The 19,412-nt window shown below is 51.4% G+C and carries 16 protein-coding genes; 12 read left to right on the top strand and 4 right to left on the bottom strand.

What is annotated here, in order from left to right:
• Positions 1-150 precede the first annotated feature (150 nt).
• From BMY01_RS06950 to BMY01_RS06915, 8 genes are all read left to right on the top strand, one after another.
• Entirely contained in the window at positions 151-2,103 is a 1,953-nt protein-coding gene (locus BMY01_RS06950; protein WP_074745633.1) for a glycosyltransferase, read from the top strand.
• Complete coding sequence (locus BMY01_RS06945) at positions 2,081-2,812, top strand: SDR family oxidoreductase (RefSeq protein ID WP_074745631.1); 732 nt, start codon at positions 2,081-2,083, stop codon at positions 2,810-2,812. The genes BMY01_RS06950 and BMY01_RS06945 overlap by 23 nt, the downstream gene beginning before the upstream one ends.
• A complete protein-coding gene (locus tag BMY01_RS06940) occupies positions 2,803-3,402 on the top strand; it encodes a D-glycero-alpha-D-manno-heptose-1,7-bisphosphate 7-phosphatase (protein WP_254772646.1) in 600 nt (199 codons plus the stop codon). The genes BMY01_RS06945 and BMY01_RS06940 overlap by 10 nt, the downstream gene beginning before the upstream one ends.
• Before the next feature lie 87 nt (positions 3,403-3,489).
• A complete protein-coding gene (rfaE2, locus tag BMY01_RS06935; protein WP_074745629.1) occupies positions 3,490-4,965 on the top strand; it encodes a D-glycero-beta-D-manno-heptose 1-phosphate adenylyltransferase in 1,476 nt (491 codons plus the stop codon).
• A 13-nt stretch (positions 4,966-4,978) separates the two neighbouring features.
• Positions 4,979-6,208: a glycosyltransferase family 9 protein gene (locus tag BMY01_RS06930; protein ID WP_074745627.1), complete on the top strand. Its 1,230-nt coding sequence runs from the start codon at positions 4,979-4,981 to the stop codon at positions 6,206-6,208.
• Positions 6,209-6,368: 160 nt separating this feature from the next.
• The gene (locus BMY01_RS06925) at positions 6,369-7,175 is read left to right on the top strand and encodes a glycosyltransferase family 2 protein (protein ID WP_074745625.1); all 807 of its coding nucleotides are present in this window, start codon (positions 6,369-6,371) and stop codon (positions 7,173-7,175) included.
• Between the two features lie 152 nt (positions 7,176-7,327).
• Positions 7,328-8,128, top strand: a complete 801-nt coding sequence (locus BMY01_RS06920; protein WP_175463224.1) for an inositol monophosphatase family protein — start codon at positions 7,328-7,330, stop codon at positions 8,126-8,128.
• Positions 8,129-8,291: 163 nt separating this feature from the next.
• Complete coding sequence (locus BMY01_RS06915) at positions 8,292-11,507, top strand: hypothetical protein (protein WP_074745621.1); 3,216 nt, start codon at positions 8,292-8,294, stop codon at positions 11,505-11,507.
• Positions 11,508-11,541: 34 nt separating this feature from the next.
• On the opposite strand, the gene BMY01_RS06910 is transcribed toward BMY01_RS06915, so the two are convergent.
• Both BMY01_RS06910 and BMY01_RS06905 read right to left on the bottom strand, forming a co-directional pair.
• Positions 11,542-11,946, bottom strand: a complete 405-nt coding sequence (locus BMY01_RS06910; protein WP_074745619.1) for a hypothetical protein — start codon at positions 11,944-11,946, stop codon at positions 11,542-11,544.
• A 261-nt stretch (positions 11,947-12,207) separates the two neighbouring features.
• Complete coding sequence (locus BMY01_RS06905; protein ID WP_074745617.1) at positions 12,208-12,675, bottom strand: YbhB/YbcL family Raf kinase inhibitor-like protein; 468 nt, start codon at positions 12,673-12,675, stop codon at positions 12,208-12,210.
• A gap of 158 nt (positions 12,676-12,833) precedes the next feature.
• Between BMY01_RS06905 and BMY01_RS06900 the strand changes: the two genes are divergently transcribed.
• Together BMY01_RS06900 and BMY01_RS06895 are read left to right on the top strand one after the other, a co-directional pair.
• Positions 12,834-13,838 carry a glycosyltransferase family 9 protein gene (locus BMY01_RS06900; RefSeq protein WP_074745615.1) on the top strand — a complete coding sequence of 335 codons (1,005 nt, stop codon included), beginning with the start codon at positions 12,834-12,836 and terminating at the stop codon, positions 13,836-13,838.
• A gap of 55 nt (positions 13,839-13,893) precedes the next feature.
• Positions 13,894-14,832: a glycosyltransferase family 4 protein gene (locus BMY01_RS06895; protein WP_254772645.1), complete on the top strand. Its 939-nt coding sequence runs from the start codon at positions 13,894-13,896 to the stop codon at positions 14,830-14,832.
• On the opposite strand, the gene BMY01_RS06890 is transcribed toward BMY01_RS06895, so the two are convergent.
• Together BMY01_RS06890 and BMY01_RS06885 are read right to left on the bottom strand one after the other, a co-directional pair.
• On the bottom strand, positions 14,826-15,911 hold the full coding sequence (locus BMY01_RS06890) for a glycosyltransferase family 9 protein (RefSeq protein WP_139176774.1): 1,086 nt from the start codon (positions 15,909-15,911) through the stop codon (positions 14,826-14,828). The two genes, BMY01_RS06895 and BMY01_RS06890, sit on opposite strands and share 7 nt — an antisense overlap.
• A gap of 195 nt (positions 15,912-16,106) precedes the next feature.
• A complete protein-coding gene (locus tag BMY01_RS06885; RefSeq protein ID WP_011381097.1) occupies positions 16,107-16,301 on the bottom strand; it encodes a DUF2795 domain-containing protein in 195 nt (64 codons plus the stop codon).
• Positions 16,302-16,900: 599 nt separating this feature from the next.
• On the opposite strand from BMY01_RS06885, the gene BMY01_RS06880 reads away from it, so the two are divergent.
• Both BMY01_RS06880 and BMY01_RS06875 read left to right on the top strand, forming a co-directional pair.
• Entirely contained in the window at positions 16,901-17,521 is a 621-nt protein-coding gene (locus tag BMY01_RS06880) for a TetR/AcrR family transcriptional regulator (RefSeq protein ID WP_074745611.1), read from the top strand.
• A 196-nt stretch (positions 17,522-17,717) separates the two neighbouring features.
• Positions 17,718-18,788 carry a metal-dependent hydrolase gene (locus BMY01_RS06875; RefSeq protein ID WP_217638624.1) on the top strand — a complete coding sequence of 357 codons (1,071 nt, stop codon included), beginning with the start codon at positions 17,718-17,720 and terminating at the stop codon, positions 18,786-18,788.
• The last annotated feature ends 624 nt before the right edge of the window (positions 18,789-19,412 follow it).

Below are 19,412 nucleotides of genomic sequence, written 5' to 3'. Positions count from 1 at the left end.
TCGTAGTCCTCGATCGCTGCGGCATCCGACATACTCTGGCTGGACTTGCAGACGTCGGCCTGTAGAAACAGGAAGTGCTCTCGCTTGCGCCCTCTTCTGTTTCCTTACCGGCAGGTGCTTCGCGACCGGCTTCAATGAAAGGGGAGGAGTATGAAGAAGAGAATTGCCCTCATCAGTGAACACGCTTCACCCATCGCGGCAATAGGGGGTACGGACACCGGCGGACAAAATATCGCGGTAGCCGAACTGGCCCGGCATCTTGCCGCCCTCGGCTACGAAATTGACGTCTTTACCCGCTGGGATGACCGTCGTGTTCCAAAAATCCTCAACTGGCGGGATGGCATACGCATCGTCCATGTGGAAGCCGGGCCCGTCACGTTCATTCCCAAGGAAAAGCTGCTGCCTTATATGCCTGCCTTCACGCGGGACATCCTGCGGTTTATCAAGGCAGAAAACAATCGCTACAAGCTCGTTCACGCCCATTTCTTCATGTCCGGGCTGGTGGCGGCGGATATCAAGCGAAAACTGGGTATTCCTTTCATCGTTACCTTTCACGCTCTTGCAAAAGTGCGGAGGCTTCACCAGGGGGGGAATGACTGGTTCCCGGACGAGGGTTTTGCCATCGAAGAAAGGGTGATAACAGAAGCAGACCAGATTGTCGCCTTGTGCCCGCAGGATCGCGATGACCTGGTCAATCTCTATGAAGCTGATCCGGGAAAAATAACGGTTATTCCAAACGGATTCAGACCGGATGAGATCTATCCTCTCGACAAGCTGTTCGCGCGCATGGCACTGAAACTCGATCCCAAGGAAAAGATCATCCTGCAACTGGGGCGCATGGTGCGGCGAAAAGGTGTCGATAACGTCATAAAAGCGCTGGGCTACATGCGGCGCGAGCATAACTTCGAAGCACGTCTCCTGATAGTGGGCGGGGAGTCGGATGAGCCCGATCCAAAAACAACGCCTGAAATCGGTCGCCTGCAAAAACTGGCTGAAACAGAGGGTGCGGGCGATCTTGTGACGTTTGTCGGGCGCCGCCCGCGCGACATGTTGCATTACTACTATAGCGCGTGCGACGTATTCACGACCACGCCCTGGTATGAACCGTTCGGGATCACCCCGCTTGAAGCAATGGCCTGCGGGACGCCCGTGATCGGTTCAAATGTGGGGGGCATTAAATCCACCGTCATGGATGGCAGGACGGGCTTTCTCGTGCCACCTAACGACCCCGCATCGCTTGGCCGCCGCATCATAGAGCTTTTGAGCAGCAACAAGCTCATGACGTATTTCAAGGAAAACGCCATCCGCCATGTCAATCAGAATTACACCTGGATGAAGGCAACGCATCTCACGGCCAACATGTACGAGCGGATTGCAACCCAGAGCCCGCTGCGGGCGGATGACGAAGAAGATTCCTTGTCCTACATCGACGACTCCTTCGGGTCATTAATAGAGACTATTGAAAAGTCCAGGCGGAAAATCCGCCTTGCCATCCTCGATTCGGCCCAGGCTATTTACCGGTCGTTGGCACGCGGCGGAAAGGTATTGGTTTGCGGCAATGGCGGGAGTGCCGCCGAAGCGCAGCACTTTGCAGCCGAACTCATGGGGCGGTTCGAGGCGAACGGTCGTCGCGGCTTGCCCGCAATGGCACTCACTGCCGATACCGCCTTTGTGACCGCCTGGTCGAACGACTATACATTTGACGATGTGTTTGCCAGACAGGTCGAAGCACATGGGCAGCCGGGAGATGTTCTGGTTGTCATCAGCTCGAGCGGGCAGTCAGTCAACCTGGTCAAGGCGCTCCGGACTGCGCGCCGGCGCGAGATGTTCTGCATCGGCCTGCTCGGCAAGGAGGGCGGTCCTGCCAGCGAACTGACTGATGTCGGCATCATCGTTCCGTCAAACGAAACTTCACGCATCCAGGAAGTACAACTGCTTGTTCTCCATGTGCTGAGCCATCTTATCGAGCAGCAAATCGTGGTGGACGACCTGAATACCGTTCAGATAACGGAAGAGTGGTCAATAAAGCACTTTCAGGTCCAGGAAATGGCTAAAAACGTTAATAAGAGGAAAATCAAGCATGAATCAACAAAGTGTGACTGACAAAGTCGTTATTGTAACTGGCGCAGGCCAGGGGTTAGGCGAGGCGATCGCAAACACGCTCGGCGCGGCAGGAGCAGTCGTCTGCGCCTGCGATATCAAGGAAGACAAGGTGAAAAACGTGGCCCAGGCCATTAACGATGGGGGCGGCACGGCTTATCCATTCATGCTGGATGTACGCAACGCGGAGGATATTCGGCAGACTGTCGATGACATCATGGCCGAGCATGGCCGCATCGACATCCTGATCAACAACGCCGGTACTGACATGACACTGGGGATTGAAGATTTAAGCGTGACCGATTGGGACCGGGTGGTGGACGTCAATTTATGCGGTCCCTTCCTGTTGTCGAAAACTGTCTATCCGCTTCTCAAGCGTCAGGGCAAGGGTCATATCGTCAACATTGCCTCGACAGCCGCGAAGCGTGTCTGGACGGAGGCAAGTGCCTACCATGCGAGCAAATGGGGCCTGCTCGGTTTCAGCCACGCACTGCACGCGGAAGGACGCCGGGATAATATCAAGGTCACTGCGGTAATAGCAGGCGGAATGCGCACGCCTTTTATCATGGACAGGTTCCCCGATACCGATCCAAACGTTCTCCAGGATCCAAAAAACGTGGCGGATACCGTGCACTTTGTCCTGACACAACCCGACGAGACGGTGATTCCCGAAGTTATGGTTCTTCCGATGCGGGAGACATCGTGGCCGTAGTGCTTACGGAAACTGAAACCGGAAAGGCGGTGTTTATCGACAAGGACGGTACCCTTGTTCGCGACGTACCTTACAACGTCGATCCGCGATATATCCGGTTGACCGTGGGTGCGGGTCCAGCCCTCCGGAATATGAAAAATGCGGGTTATAAATTGATTGTCATTTCCAATCAATCCGGGATCGCCAGGGGCTTGTTCGAGGAAAAGGATTTATTTCCTGTTAACGGCTGCATCCAGTCCTTGCTGGCGCAATATGACGTTTCCATCGACGCTTTTTATTACTGCCCGCATGGGCCGGCCGATGGTTGCCAATGCCGTAAGCCGATGCCGGGAATGATTTTAAAGGCTGCCAAAGATCAGGGCGTGCACCTGCAAGCCTCCTGGATGATCGGCGATATCCTGAATGACGTGGAAGCGGGAAATCGCGCGGGCTGCCGCACGATTCATCTGGATAACGGTAACGAGACGGAGTGGGTAAAGGGTAGCGATCGAGAACCCGTGTATTCGGTAAGGGATTGGATGGAAGCAGCGGAAATTATTTGTCAGGGTGCCAACTGCGATACCGTGCGCGGGGAGGTCGCCCACTGCTGATACTGGCAGTTTTCTCGATTGCTCACTGGAATTTGCTTTGACCCCGTATAGCCTACAGACGACACATTCCAGGTAAAAGGAGGCAGCATGAACAGCAATTATCTTGCCACTATCCATCGCTTTAGCGGTTTGAACGTACTGGTAATCGGCGACGCGATGCTCGATGTGTATCTCGACGGGGCGGCAAACCGTATCTGCAGGGAAGCGCCTGTTCCTATCGTGGATATCAGGGATGTCAAGGCAGTGCCGGGAGGGGCAGCTAATACGGCAGTAAATCTGGCACAACTGGGTGCCACAGTCCACTATCTTTCGGTTGTCGGATGTGATCACGAGGCCGAGTTGCTGAAAGAATCGCTCGTCAGTCATGGCCTCGACATTTCCCTGGTTATCTGCGATCCAACCCGTCGGACGCTTACCAAACAGCGTGTCGCCGCAGGCACCCAACTGCTGGTGCGTTTTGATGCCGGCACGACGGAACGGGTATGCAATAAGCATGAACAGCAGATGATCGATACCTTGAACGAAAAGTTTCATGAGATGGATGCTGTCGTTGTCTCCGATTATGGATATGGCATTCTCACGGACAGGGTGATCGATGCTCTGCGTGCTTTGCAGAAAAAAAAGGAAAAAACTCTGGTAATCGACGCAAAATCGCTCGATAAATACAGCCGGGTTGGGGCGACCGTGGCCAAGCCGAACTACCAGGAACTCGTCACGCTGCTTGCCATCACGGAACCGGCGCCTGTCGGTCAGCGTTCGGAGCAGATCAGGCTCTATGGACAGAAGCTGCTCAAAAAAACCGGAACGAAATATGTGGCCGCTACCATCGATATCGAAGGCGCATTGCTGTTTCAGCACGGCAAAGAGCCTTATCGCACCTTCTCCAAACCGGTAGAGAACACCAGGGCCGCGGGAGCAGGGGACACTTATGTAAGTGCGCTCACGCTGGCACTTGCCACCGGATCTTCCATTGAAGTGGCGGGTGAGATTGCCAAGTCTGCGGCGATGGTGATACTTCAAAAATCCCACACCGCGACCTGCACTCAGAACGAACTGCGGCATTATCTGGGAAGCAGCAGTAAATATATCCCCGACTGGCAAGGCTTGAATAATCGCTTGGCTGCGTTCAGAAAAGAAGGCAAGCGCATCGTGTTTACCAACGGGTGTTTCGACCTCCTTCATAGCGGCCATGTCAGCTACCTTGAACAGGCGCGGGATCTGGGCGATGTCCTCGTGCTGGGCCTCAATTCCGATGCGAGCATTAAACGCCTGAAAGGGAGCAATCGCCCCATCAACAACCTGTACGAACGTATCCGCATACTGTCCGGATTGGAGTCGGTGACACTCATGACGTCATTCGAGGAAGACACTCCGATCAATCTTCTGGAAGTCATTCAGCCGGATCTGTATGTAAAAGGCGGCGACTATACGATCGAAACGCTTCCCGAAGCGCCGGTTGTCCAGGCATATGGTGGAAAAGTGGAAATCATGCCTTTTGTCCAGGATAGATCCACGACAAACATCATTTCCAGGATCAAAAGCATGGACAAACAGGTTGCATAGCCGGGAAACCAAAGTGTTTGCCGAAGCTTGGAAAAATTACAGGAACATATTATGTGTCCGCCCGGACAACATGGGCGACGTGCTGATGAGCCAGCCAGCCATGCGGGCACTCAAGGAATCGGTTCCGGGCAGAAAAATAACGTTACTGACTTCCACCGTGGGAGCATGCATTGCTCCCTTCATTCCAGAAGTGGACGAAACGATTCCGTTCGATGTTCCCTGGGTAAAGACGACCGAAACCAATGGAGCGCAACGATTGCTGGCGCTTGCTGGTAAATTGCAAGCCCTTCAGTTTGATGCCGCGGTAATCTTTACCGTCTACAGTCAGAATCCGCTGCCCGCGGGCATGCTGTGCTACCTGGCAGGTATCAAAACCGTTCTGGGCTATTGTCGTGAAAACCCCTATCAGCTTATCAATCAGTGGGTGCCGGACAGGGAACCGCTCGATTATGTTGTCCACGAGGTCGAACGGCAGCTTCGGCTGGTCGAGATGGTCGGTGCGAAAACCTCCGATACAAGGCTCTTGCTGAAAATTCCGGAGGAGACGCGGAAAGAAGCAGCGGAAAAGGTATCGAATATATTAAATGCTGTTGGCATCCGGGCGGGCATGCGCTGGCTCGTGCTCCATGCCGGGGTTAGTGAAGAAAAGCGCCTTTATCCAGCCAATGATTATGTAACGGCCTGCCAGTCGCTCATCAGGCAAGGTTATAAAATCCTGCTCACAGGCAGTGGCAGCGAGCGTGGCTATGTGGATCAGATCGCCCGCCAACTCGGGCCAACTGTGGTGAATCTCGCCGGTGAGCTATCCATTGCAGAACTCATTGTCCTCATCGAAGCGGCGTCCGTTCTGGTGTCGAATAATACTGGTCCTGTCCATATTGCCGCAGCCGTCGGCACCCCCGTAGTGGTGCTGTACGCGATGACCAACCCTCAACATACTCCGTGGCAGGTGCCGAGCAAGGTGCTTTACTTCGAGGTGCCGCCGGAATTGAGGACAAAGAACCGGCTGCTTCAGTCTTTTCCCGGAGTATCCACACCCAGGGCTTCGCCGGAGGCAATAGTGGCGGGTGTAGGTGAGCTTGTTTCTCCACAAAGGAGAAAATATAGATCCATCATTCCCGGTTTGACCCGGAATCCAGTCCAAACTTTTAGCAGCCTTCCTGATGTTGCAGTGGCCGCCTGCTTCACTCCGCATAATGAAGTCAGCCTTTGCTCGCCTGATAGATATAGCGAGGATATATGAAGCAAGCACAAACCCGGGTTGTATTTATATTGCGTCGTTCTGGGCCTAATCCGGGATCCAGGCGGAAACAACAACGGCAGGCCGCGCATGCTACTGCATTCCGTCCCTTGCGCTCCGAGGACCGTTTTGTTCATTCGCCAGATCAATAAACAAGGGCTACATGATGCGGGCAGGCGTTACCGTAGTCATTCCTTCCTACAATCGCCCTACGGCCTTGGCGGTGACGCTTACGGGGCTTTGTTTCCAGCAATACCAGGATTTTGCTGTCGTTATTTCCGACCAGAGCGACCTCCCAGTCTATAGGGATGCCTCTGTGCAGACGGCAATTCGCCTTCTGGAAAAAAAAGGCCATGCGGTGCAGCAACTGACCAATCTGCCTCGTCGCGGCTTGGCGCAGCAACGGCAGTTCCTGCTGGATACGGTCGATTCGTTATACTGTCTTTACCTCGACGATGACATTCTGCTGGAGTCTTTCGTTCTGGGAAACATGCTGCAGGCGCATCAGGAAGAAGAGATCGGATTTGTCGGGCAGGCAGTCATCGGGTTGTCATATCGGGACGATTGCCGGCCTTCGGAGCAGGCGATCGAGCTATGGCACGGACGCGTTGAACCGGAGATTATTACCCCCCAGCACGCAAGCTGGCAGCGCTACAGCTTGCACAATGCCGCCAATATCCTTCATGTGCAGGAAAAACTGAAATTGACTCCGGAAACCCAGAAAAAATACAAGATCGCCTGGGTGGGGGGCTGCGTGCTGTATGACACGGAAAAGCTACGGGAAACGGGCGGGTTTGAATTCTGGCAAGAGGTGCCGCAAGAACATGCGGGGGAGGACGTTCTTGCGCAGTTGAGGGTCATGAAGCGCTACGGCGGCTGCGGCCTTATCCCCTCCGGCGCCTACCATCAGGAAGCGCCAACCACCGTAGTCAACAGAAATTTCGATATTCCGAAAGAGCTGGCCCTGTGAGCAGTAAACAACATAGCTTCAGTAAATAACCGACGTCATTCGGGGCTTGACCCGGAATTCAGTCGAAAACGCAGTTTCGCAAGTTCACATCCTACATGCCCCCTCAAGGTATAGCGATTATGCCATTTAATATTGAATTAAACAAAGCGCCTATGAAAAACCAGAAGATCAGCTTGCCCGAACAGGGCATTTTTTTTATCGAGGAAATAGAACAAATAGCAAGGTCAGCCGGAGGCATTATCAAAGCGCACTACACTCAAGGTGTGATAGCCGAATTCAAATCCCTCCGGCAGGTCGTGACAACCGCCGACAGGGAATCCGAGCAATTCCTGAAAGAAGCGCTGCTGCAACTCTACCCGTGCCATTTCTATGGAGAGGAAAGCGGTGGAGTCATTATCGAGCAAGGCGACCAGTGGGTCGTTGACCCATTGGATGGGACGGAAAACATGACTGGATATCCGCCACTTCTTGCTGTCTCTATCGGGCTTCTTCGCAATGGAACGCCTGTCCTAGGCGTAGTTTACGACCCGATTCACGACATCCTGTATAGCGCACAGCAAGGGGGTCTGCTAAAAATAAATGGAGAAGTTACGCAACTGAGGAAACGTACTGACCCGACAAACGCAGTTGTGGGACTCGATTTTTCCTCTGAAATGCAGACGCGCCCGGAAACACTCGATCAGCTATCGCGCGTATTGCAACAGGCACGCGCAGTAAAGGTATTGGGGGCGCCGGTACTATCGCTGGCAGAAGTTGCGGCGGGACGGCTAGACCTGTTTTTCCGTCCGTCTACGAAACTGACGGACATGGCAGCAGGCGTCTGCATGATCAGGGCAGCGGGAGGTAAGGCGGTTGATTACGAAGGTGAGGAGTGGACAATCCATTCGAAAGGAGTCATTGCGGGGTCTTCCGGGATGATAGAAGCCTATATGCCTTGTTTTTACATAACTTGAACTTAACAGAAGGAGGTTCGGTGCGATTTTGAACCGAGCATTGAGAGCGACCGCTGTTGCTAGGTTCAAGCCCCTTTAAGAAGTAGGAAGTTATCAAAATTCGCCGTCTGATTATGCTGCTGTAAAACAACACCTAATAATAACCCAGGGGTTATAGCAGATTATGGCCGAGGAAAAAGAGCCAGAATTGCCAGACTTAGCGCCGGCAGGGTTGACCTTACTTTTCATATTTGGGCTCTTGATGTGGTATGACGTGCCACGCGAGAACGGCCGTCCCTTTGACCCATACACTCAAAATCAAGTCCCGCATATCAAAGAATACGCCTACGAAAGCTGGCTGTGGCAGGACCCTTTTGGCGTTGATCTGGACTCTAATACCCAAAAAAATGAATACTACATTGAGTTTAATGACAGTTTAGAAAAGAGATCTAACGTCCACTATAAGGTACTTAAAAAGATGGATTTGGAACCCTTTGACCAGAAAGAAGAGTCCGAGGACCAATGCGAATATCAGTTAAATAAAATTTTAAATGCTTCCAGCAATGACCCGCGAATGCCTGGTATCAGTGAAAGCGGTGTAAAAATATTGGCTCCATTATTAAAAGTTCAACCTAATTCTTTAGAAAACAAAGAGCTGCGAACCAGGCAACGTTATGCAGTAATTGCCGGATTGATAGAATCAGGTTATAGCCCCTCGGAATCGGACCGTTTGCACTTTTGCTCCAGTAAAAAAAACAGTAGCAACAAAGGTCCTGATCAAAAGAGCAGTAGCAATAATAAATATGACGTGCGCTGGGAGCATTACTTTCATCAATCCAGAGATAAGCCAGACATTATTGTTGCCTGGATGAATAGCGAGATGTTTGAGACGGATGATGATGATCCGAAGTTGTCTCTTGATAAGCTTGCTTTTGTACCAGGTAATCTGCTCATACCCGGAAAGGAGGATAAGAATAATTTTTATCTATTTGATCTCAACAATATTTTTGGTCGAGATCATTTCGAGGAGATAACAGAAAAGCATAAGAATATCGCATTCATCAAACCCGCTGGCACAGGCAGCAAAGAACTTACTGAAAAATTAATTGGAAAATTAACTGAGGAGCTGATAAAGCGCCAGCATATTAAAGGACCATCTGACTTGATGGTCATTACAGAACAGGATTCAGAGAATGTACGTAACTTCTCACATAGCTTCCGCAAAACGCTCTGTAACTCCCTTGCTAAAGATATTAAAGATATCGAAGGGAAACAAATCATGAACGAGCCTATTGTTCCGTGTGCTCATGAAAGTGAAATAAAAAACGTCTTCTATCTGAAAGGCCTGGATGCCCACCAAACAATCCAAAAACAGGATAAAAATGAGGGTGAGCAAGCAACGAACAAACGGGCTGAGCGCCTTTCTGTTGTCGATATGGACAATCCAACGACCTTGGCTGTTGGCCCGAGACAGTTGGATTACTTTCATCGACTGGCAGAGGATATTAGAAACCCCCACAAGAAGATAAATCTAGAGAAACGTGATAGCGGGATAAAAGCAGTAGGAATCTTTGGCAGTGATATTTATGACAAGCTGCTGATACTTGGAGCCCTGCGGGCAGAAATGCCCAATATGCTGGTTTTCACAACTGATCTCGATGCGCAAATGCTTCATGCGAAGCACTGGCCCTCGACTAGAAACCTCGTTGTAGCTTCAAACTTCGATCTGCTACTTAACGAAAAATATCAGAGCACATTTCCCTCCTTTCGGGATAGTCAACAAACCAGCATTTTTTACCGCACAATCAGTATCGTCAAAGGTGATGTCGAAAAATCTGAAATTACCTCACCTCAAATTTTTGAAATAGGCCGTGACGTTTTGGTCCGCTTGTCCTCAATACAGGAGAAATACGAAGACTTAAATTATTACCATCCCCCCGACGACGCTGCGAAGCAGATCAAAACGGAGTTAACGTTGCTCACGTGGATCATATTTTCTCTTATTGCTTTCTATTGGAGAATACGCGCTCACTCAGACAGACTATCGATATACCTATCGTTTGGTACATTGGTGATATTTGCCATCGCTTTGTTTTCTGCGACTAAAGAGGTAGGAGAGCCGCTCAGCTTTACAGATGGTACCAGTCTTTGGCCTACCATATTCATACAAATTATTGCAATCTTCCTTGCATTGGCGTTTTTTTATAAGGCCAGGAAAGAGCTTGAGGAAAATTTTGATAGCCTGAATGTGGATGAAAATGCTCCTTTTTTTAAAATTGACCTAAAGGAACCCGAGCACCTTCATATTTTTAAGCTTCCCGAAAAGGGAAAACCACTTCCCGAAAAGGTTAAACTACTACTTCCTGAAAAGATTAAACCGCTGTTGCCGCGGCTAATCACCTGGGTTGAGTTTTTTCAGCCCAAGCTAAGACTGCCCATCATTATTTTTATATCCACTGCGATAGCTTATACAGTAAATGATGCCTACCCGGCAGATTTTCGGTTCTGGCCATGTTTAATCGGGCTCGTTCTCCTTACAATCTTCTTCTTAACTAGAACTTGGACTAAGAAGGACGAAGATAATTTTAACTTTGACTCTATCAAAGATTGGGTAGAAAAAGATAATCTCCAAGTAACAACTAAGGACGACAATAGTTTGTGGAGGGAATATTGCAAGTATAACCGGGCTGACCACTGTGTAAATCGAGCTGTCGCGATATGGTTATTCTTCGCCATCATTGAAACCATACTTATTTACATACTGCCGCCTTGGCCGTGGCCCTGTAGAGGTCCTACTTGTACATGGGTTTACTGGACAGGAGTCACGAGTTTTGTCGTAATCATGGTCCTGCTCTTTTTTATACTCGATGCGGTCAAACTGAGCTTTGTTTGGATCAGGAAGCTGCGTACACAACATCCCCTGCTCGATGATAAAAATGGTGAGGAAAATCTTAATGCTTTTAATAATCCACTTGAGTCACTTGAAAAGGTTATTGAAGTGGTTGCAGAAAGGACTCGGGTAGTGGATGAGCTTATTTATTATCCAATGCTCTGCATTATGTTGATGCTATTTGCGAAAATTACTTATTTTGATAATCAGGATTTTCCGCTTAGCAAGGCCATCACCTTTGCTGTGAGCATTTCGTTACTCTTTTTTTCAGGCTTCATGATTCGAAAAGTAGCCAAACAACTTAAGCTTTCCGTCCTTGAGCGCATCAAGAAACTACCCAAAAGTAATAAAAGCGACCGTATAAAAGCAGATGCAACTATTGAAAAAATAAACAGCATTTGCGAGGGCGCTTTTCAACCCATGTTCGAGCAACCCGTCATGCGGGCATTATTAATAATATTGGCGTCCATCAGTCTCTTTGCGAGTAAATATCTTGAGTTCTTTGGATAAAGTTCTTTGGATAATTCTACCCGCCTAATAGAAATTACCTCCCCTCCAGCAACGCTTTCAATTCATATTTTTCACGGTCGATTTCGCCTCGTGTACGCACGCCCAAACGTCTCAGTAGGGGTAAAGGCGGGCACCACCCCTGCAGCGAATGCTGCAGCAGGAATGAGAGTACAACCGTGGGTAACGCCAGCCATTTCCTGTTGACAGTCAGGCCAAGCAAAAGACCCGTCAAGGCCAGTGCCGATGCATTGGCTTCAAGTGCGCGCTCGATGTCCCACTCCTGCTCGAGCTCCTCAATGCGCCGATTGATGATTTCCTCGCTGCTGTTGGCATAACGTCGGATGTTGCTATTTGTTTGGCGGTCTATTTCGCGGTTCACATTTGGGGCTGTTGAGTGGCGAACGCGATCTCTGCTCGTTCGGTCTTCGGCATGTAACATGATTCGTTCTCCTTTGAAGAAGTGATCCCAGGGGAGAGATTCATTTAAGTTTCTGATGCCAGTGAACACATAACAGGTAAATCTTATTTTTATCTTTATTTTTGAAGACTTCTGTATGGAAAGACACAGTTGAGGCAGAAAAAAATATTGTTCAACCAATAATTCAATTAACCTGTCCTTTGCTTTTATCCTCTCTATAGCTGGATAAGATGCGGGCTAAGCAAAGAGGCGGGGATTAAGGTGAGAATTTATGCAAATCTCTCAAGAAGCCTCCGTTTCGGCCTTCGTCCCCTCGCACAAACCGACGAGCGTCGCGGAATCAATGATGTGTTCTTTCATGCTTGCCGCCACCTGAGTTTTATTTGCGCTTGCGGGTAAATCCAATACGACATCCAGGGCGAATAACTGGAAATGGTAGTGGTGGGTGCCGTGGAAGTATTTGGGACAAGGACCTTCATAACCGTGCGTCCCCCCATTGGCAATGCCCTCCGTCCCGCCCGCGGGAATACTGCCGGCTGAAACCGTTGTGGTGTCAGGGGGAATATTGAATACCAGCCAGTGTACCCAGGGAACTGGTGTTGCATCGCGGTCTTCCACGATCAGGACCAGGCTTTTCGTCTGTGGGGGAAGATCTCCAAACTCCAGGGGAGGGCTGACATTCTCACCCATGCAGGTATGTGGCTTGGGAACGATGGTGCGATTAGGAAAAGCCGGGCTGGATATGAACATCGTGACTCCTTTCAATAAGTGGACTTCAGAAAAGAAGAGTTAAAACAGGAGAATTGGCTACAAAAATAGCGAAACCTTGGCTGACATGCAATACTGTTGAGTAAAAGGGTTCTGACTGATTTTGACTCATACCGGGGACGTAAGGGAAGGGGAAGCATATGGCTCGGCTACCCAGTCTGCCAATAAAAAGAATTGCTGTTTTCAGGGCCCTGAAGCTGGGAGATTTCCTGCTGTTCATCCCGGCGCTGCGAATGATCCGGCGGGCTTTTCCACAAGCCACCATCGATTATGTCGGCTTGCCCTGGAACAAGACGCTTGCCACGCGTTACTATCATTATATCGACGAGTTTGTCGAATTTCCGGGTTTTCCTGGATTGCCGGAGTGCCCCTTCAAGGCCGAAGCGGTTACGGCCTTCCTGGATGGCATGCAGCAGCGACAATACGACCTTGTCCTGCAAATGCACGGCAAAGGTACAATCTCTAATCTTGTCGTCTCCCTTTTTGGAGCGGCTATTGAAGCCGGGTTTGCGGGCGAGGATGGCCATTGGCCTAACCGTGATTTCTTCATGCCCTATCCCGTGGAGCGGCCTGAGCTGTTGAAGAGCCTAGCGCTGCTTGAGTTTCTCGGTTTGGGCCAGACGGACCGGGCGGGGGATAGGGCAATGGAGTTTCCGGTATTGGATGCGGACTACCAAAAACTTGAGGCACTGGAAGAATATGCGACTATTTGCGATAAGCCTTACGTCTGCCTGCATCCGGGTGCCATTTCCGCCGTCCCCTGGCCTGCCGCGCATTTTGCGGAGGTGGCTGATAAGTGTATTCGGCAGGGTTTGAAAGTAGTGTTGACGGGCACCGCGGAAGAGAAACCGCTCACGCAAGCGGTCGCGGGGAAAATGACGGGTACAGCGATTGATCTTGCCGGTAAAACCGACATCGGCTCGCTCGCCACCCTTCTGAAAGGCAGCCAGGCGGTGATTTCGAATGACACGGGTGTTGCGCATCTCGCGGTAGCGGTCGATGCCCCGAGTGTCACTGTCTTTACTACGACCGATCCTTTGATCTGGGGTCCGTTGGATCAGGTCCGTCATCGGGTTGTTTCGGGAAACGACGTGGAGACGCCGGAAGTGGCAATCCGGGCGCTGGAGGAATTAATTGGGCATTGATATGGAAGTAATGGGGAATCAAGGAAGAAAGGAGAGACCGATAAGGCAGGAGAGATTGCGGGTCCTTACTTGGCATATCCACGGTAATTACCTTTACTACCTCACGCAAGCTCCATTGGAGTTTTATTTACCCAAAGGAGAGGGTGCAGGTTACGGCGGCCGTGCGCGTGGTTTCGATTGGGGGGATAACGTGCACGACGTGCCCATCGAGCAGGTGAAGGATCTCGATTTTGATGTGATTCTGTTTCAACATCGCAAGAATTACGAGGTTGACCAGTATGAAATCCTGTCCGAGGCGCAGCGGCGGTTGCCCAAAATTTACCTTGAGCACGATCCCCCGCAGGAACACCCAACCAATACTGGGCACTGGGTGGACGATCCCTCCATGCTTCTGGTCCACGTAACCGATTTCAACCGCCTGATGTGGGACAGTAACGGAACACCGACCGCCGTCATCGATCATGGGGTAATGGTGCCGGACAACGTGAAATATACGGGCGAGCATGCCAAAGGCATTGTCGTGGTGAATAACATGCACAAGCGCGGCCGGCGCCTGGGTCTCGATGTATTCGAGAAAATCCGTGAACAGATACCGTTGGACCTGGTGGGGATGGGGTCAACGGAACTGGGTGGCCTGGGGGAAGTGTCGCATGATGAACTGCCGGCTCTTGTCGCTAGGTACCGTTTCTTCTTCAACCCCATTCGTTATACCAGCCTCGGGTTATCCGTCTGTGAAGCGATGATGACGGGACTGCCCATCGTAGGGCTTGCGACAACCGAGATGGTCACCGCAGTTGAAAACGGCAAAAGGGGCTATGTCGAAACGGATGTGGACAAGCTGATCGAACGGATGCGTTATCTGCTCGATGATCACGATCATGCGCAGGAATTGAGCCGGAACGCGCGGGAGTACGCAACCCGCCGATTCAGCATCCAGCGGTTTGCCAACGACTGGCAAAGAGTCGTCGGCAACTTTGTTCAGAATGCTCACTGAAAAACGGCTTGGTGCTCAGTCCTCGGGCGCAATAATTCAGTGACCAATGCAAGAACCTCTGCAACCGGTACACTTTCCACGAATGAGTACGGATGACTGCAGTCCGGCGTCTGAGGCTGAAACGGCCAGGGTGAAACAGGCCTGATGCCGCATTGGGGACATTCAAGCTGCCACCCGATCGCGACCCGGTGCCGGTCGCGGCTGAGCGGGCCCCAGTTGAGTGCGTTGGGCGCCCAGTAAATCCCGACTGTACGTGCGCCTACCGCGCGTGCCAGATGGAGCGGACCCGTGTCGTTGCTGATGACGAGCGCGCTTTGCTGTAAGAGGGCCGCCAGACCGCCCAGGCCAAGTCGGGTACAGGGAATCGCAGGGCGACTCATTGCCCGAATGACATTCGCGACGCGCTCTTCTTCTTTCGGTGTTCCTGTCACGACAACTTCATATCCCTTTCCGATCAGGCAATCTGCTGCCTCGGCAAACCTGGTTGCAGGCCATACCCTGCGGATATCATCCGCACCCGGGTGGATAACGATATAGGGTTTGCCCTTGATCGTCTGGCGGACCGGTTCTGCTTCCTGTTCGTCGGATTCCGTCACCTCGATGCGTGGTTCGAATCCAGTACTTGTGGTATGAGCGCCAACCAAGGCGGCCACTTCGAGATTGCGCAGAACCTCGCTCTGATAATGCACATAGGGGATGGAACGGTCGAGGGATTCGGCAGGCGGGTTGCACATGCCTGCCGTCACGCGGGCGCCAAATTTATTGATGAAGGGGTTGACGGATTTACCGTCACCCTGCATATGAATGACGACATCGAGCTTCTCGCCTTGCATCGCCTGGCAGAACAGTTCGACCTCGACAGGGTAGGCGTCGCTGCCTGTGGGGGGAACCCGGCCTTTTGACTCCACAGGATCATTGACACCGGCAAGTGGGGGAATGCTGACAACCCGATCAACCGGCGACGGGCGACCGGAGAAGAATTCCTTTACCCACGGTTTGGCGAGCAGGATGAGTTCTGCATTGGGATATGTCCGTTTAATCGCATCCAGCGCGGGCAGGATGACGATAAAGTCACCCACCGCCTTGGCATGGAGAACCGCGATTTTGCGGGGTGAGAACGGGAGAGCCGGAGGAAAATTACCTGCTGCCAATGTCAGTAAAAAAGGTTATTGTTGTTCTCTATTCCCGGTATCGTCTCATTGCCTTACACGTTTCATCCTTCGGATACGTGGATTCCCCACGGACTTTATCCTGCCCCGTAAGGCTCCCAGGAATTATTTGATCTGCCCGATTGCCTTGCTCACATCCGCTGGCGTCTCATAGTCTTCATCCGGCAACTGTTCGAGCGTCTGCATTATATTCTCGTCAGCGCCCTTGGATTTGGCATGATCCACGAGTTCATCCTTGTTCGCGGGGTAATCCACACCAGACAGGAATTTCTGTACCTGAATCGGGTTCGCTTTTGCCATGGTTCCTCCATTTATCGCAATCGTTATCTCGGTTGCCTCACATTCAGAACTCAGTGTAGTTCATTTCCTGGCAGATTTCCGTGTAACTTTGATTCATGAGAGAAGCAAATGACGAAGAAGCGGGGCGCGATGAAGGCAATCCTCAGGCACCGATGAAGCTGCAAATCCTGATATGTGTGTTGGCGAACTGAAATAAAACCTGATCAGAGGAAGAATAATGTCACCAGCAAGTACCTGAATGATGGGTGAAACAACTCCCAATCATTTGAATATGAACCGGCTTAAGGAGGCAGGCATGAACAACATAATCTGGTGGGTGGGTTTTATTGTTATCCTTCTCGCTGTCTTGAGCTTCCTCGGATTGCGTTAAGAGGTGGTGGCGCCAGCGGTTACTCCTGGGAGCAACAGGCTGTTTTTCGTCAACGACGATTTGGTGAACAGCAATTCTCCTTCTCCAACAGGAGTAATCCTGGCTTTACTAGCTTCCTTGACAGATGCTTGACATTGCATCGGGATTTGCGCTACGTTTGCTCTGACCAAGTCTGAGTTTGTTGAAATCTCCTTCCTGAATCAACTACTTGTGTGATATGTAATCGGTAATGATGATTGCTGATCAGATTGTTAACACCGCAGTTGAGCTTGGCGAACAGAAATCGTGGGAGGCCGTACGCCTGCATGACGTGGCGGCTGCGCTGGGCATCACTCTGAATGACGTGCATGCGCATTTTCGTGAGAAAGAAGATATCGTTGAAGCCTGGTTCGAGCGGGCAGACAGTGCAATGCTCAGGATGGCGCAGGCCCCGGACTTTTCCTTCCTGACGCCGCGGCAGCGCCTGCACCGGCTGATCATGACTTGGCTGGCGTCTCTTTACCCTTACCGCAAGGCTACAAGGCAAATGATCTATGGCAAGCTGGAGCCAGGTCATCTGCATGTTCAGATTCCCGGATTAATGCGCATTAGCCGTACTGTGCAATGGATGCGGGAGGCTGCGGGGAGGGATGCTACGTACCTCCGGCGCGCATTGGAAGAAAGTGCGCTTACTTCCATTTATCTGGCGACATTTGCCCACTGGATGAACGACAGTTCGTCCGGTTCTTCCAGGACGAGCCGATTTCTGGATGGATGCCTGTCCGTAGGTGAAAACCTGGATCGAATGCTATTTTTCCGTTGGCACGGCGGAGAAAGAAGGGATAGCGGAGAAGCGCCCCAGGGTACATAAGGATGCATAAGGGTACGTACGGGTAGATTAAGGATAGAGTACAGGAATCACTCCGGCAATGCGTCCCGCTGTTTTTCCCACCCGCTAAGTGCCCAGTTGAGCGCCCAGCAGACTGCTCCGTTGCACTACCTCTTTGATCTGTCCCTTTCGTTCCCCATTATCAGTTCTCATTAAATCCCTTCACCGCATGGATACCTTGACCCATGCTTTAAGCGGTGCATTGCTTGCGCGGGCAACCGCTTCACCCTCACATCATGCCCCTGACACCGGGCAACTGACATTGCACGCTCGCATGACTGTCGGCTTCATTGCAGCCGCGTTTCCCGATGCCGATTTCGTGTTACGCGCAATCGATACGCTCACGTATATCACGTTTCATCGTGGCATTACCCATTCAATCATACTGTTGCCTTTCTGGGCCTGGCTGGTTGCCTGGCTCCTCTCGAATTTGTCTCGTCTTTCACGCCGGCCGTATCCATGGCAGGCATTCTATGGCATCACTGCGCTCGGTATAGGCATTCATATAGCCGGTGATGTGATCACCTCTTACGGCACGATGCTTTTGGCTCCGTTTTCCAGGCATGCTTTCAGCATTCCCTTCACATTCATTATCGACCCCTATTTCACCGGAATAATCGTGATCGGCCTTGTGACCAGCATATTCAAGCCAAAAAGCCGATATCCGGCGGTGGCTGCCTTGCTGATCCTGGGATGTTACGTTGGCTTCCAGGGGATTCTGCATTCACGGGCCGTGGAGATTGGCGAGGCATACGTCAAAAACCATCGATTAAAGGAGGCTCAGGTCCACGCCTTCCCTCAACCGCTCTCGCCCTTCAACTGGAAGATTATCGTCAGCCATGACGATGACTATGAAGTAGCCTCGGTCAATCTGTGGCGTACGCAAGAACTTGATGCCCCCGCTGCCGAGAGCGGTTTGCTGGACTGGTGGGAAGCGATTGCTGCAGGTTATCAGCCTGTTTCAACAGCAAAATGGACACGGCATAGTCGATTTGGTGAAACAGAGCGTCAGAGTGCTCTTGCCCGCGAGGCGTGGCGACAGGAGATTTTCGCCGGGTTTCGCCACTTTGCGGTGTTTCCTGTTCTCGATCGGATCGAGTATTACCCGGACGCAGTCTGCGTGTCTTTTCTTGATTTGCGTTTTATCGTTCCTTCCCTTCAGCCATCCCTGGTATTCGGGCTCTGTCGCGAAGGTCCGCACGGATTCTGGCACCTCGCACACGACCCTGGCCTCTTCGGGAGAGACTGACGCGGCACCGCGATTCCGCCGGAATCTCGGTTCACCGAGCTTCCCGCTCTATCCTTTCCTTCGCTACCCGTTCCTGGGCGTGTTCAAGTCCTTCAAATAAAGTAGCCCATCGAATTTTTGGTGAGGGGTTGCGGCTTTCAGCCTCTACCCATCCTATCGTACTTCGATGCCCTCGCGGATAGATCGCCTCCCTTCATCCTCCTGCCGCTGAATTTCGGATCGCGCGAGATTTGGTAGGGTACGAACCGGATATCTCCCGCTGGGAATATGCCCGAGTCCATTTATCCCCCTCTATCCCTTCTATCACCCTTTATCACCTCAGCTCATTCCCTTTCACTCAACCTCGATAAAAGTTGATATTAGTCAAGGTTTCGCGTCGTGCTGAGGCATACGATTCGATACCGGATAAGAGAATCCGATTATCTTTAATAACCCTACTCGTGGACCAAATATTCGGGAATCAATGAGGAAAACATGAAGATCAACGTACCCTCCGCCTTTGCAGGAGTCATGACGTACGTGACGTATCCCGGACTGGCGATGGCGGCAGCCGACCCCTACCAGTTAAATCTGCCCGAGCCGCAGACAGTCATTGCCCAGCAGATCTACGACCAGCACACGATG

This window comes from Nitrosospira multiformis, from assembly GCF_900110185.1.
Taxonomy (GTDB): domain Bacteria; phylum Pseudomonadota; class Gammaproteobacteria; order Burkholderiales; family Nitrosomonadaceae; genus Nitrosospira; species Nitrosospira multiformis_A.
Note: the sequence above shows the minus strand (reverse complement) of the source record. Positions and strands in the feature narration are given on the sequence as shown.

Bases quoted from the DNA above. Each gene is read 5' to 3' on its own strand.
- BMY01_RS06950 (WP_074745633.1), top strand. From the start codon at position 151: ATGAAGAAGAGAATTGCCCTCATCAGTGAACACGCTTCACCCATCGCG.
- BMY01_RS06945 (WP_074745631.1), top strand. From the start codon at position 2,081: ATGAATCAACAAAGTGTGACTGACAAAGTCGTTATTGTAACTGGCGCA.
- rfaE2 (WP_074745629.1), top strand. From the start codon at position 3,490: ATGAACAGCAATTATCTTGCCACTATCCATCGCTTTAGCGGTTTGAAC.
- BMY01_RS06925 (WP_074745625.1), top strand. From the start codon at position 6,369: ATGATGCGGGCAGGCGTTACCGTAGTCATTCCTTCCTACAATCGCCCT.
- BMY01_RS06920 (WP_175463224.1), top strand. From the start codon at position 7,328: ATGAAAAACCAGAAGATCAGCTTGCCCGAACAGGGCATTTTTTTTATC.
- BMY01_RS06915 (WP_074745621.1), top strand. From the start codon at position 8,292: ATGGCCGAGGAAAAAGAGCCAGAATTGCCAGACTTAGCGCCGGCAGGG.
- BMY01_RS06910 (WP_074745619.1), bottom strand. From the start codon at position 11,946: ATGTTACATGCCGAAGACCGAACGAGCAGAGATCGCGTTCGCCACTCA.
- BMY01_RS06905 (WP_074745617.1), bottom strand. From the start codon at position 12,675: ATGTTCATATCCAGCCCGGCTTTTCCTAATCGCACCATCGTTCCCAAG.
- BMY01_RS06900 (WP_074745615.1), top strand. From the start codon at position 12,834: ATGGCTCGGCTACCCAGTCTGCCAATAAAAAGAATTGCTGTTTTCAGG.
- BMY01_RS06885 (WP_011381097.1), bottom strand. From the start codon at position 16,301: ATGGCAAAAGCGAACCCGATTCAGGTACAGAAATTCCTGTCTGGTGTG.
- BMY01_RS06880 (WP_074745611.1), top strand. From the start codon at position 16,901: ATGATGATTGCTGATCAGATTGTTAACACCGCAGTTGAGCTTGGCGAA.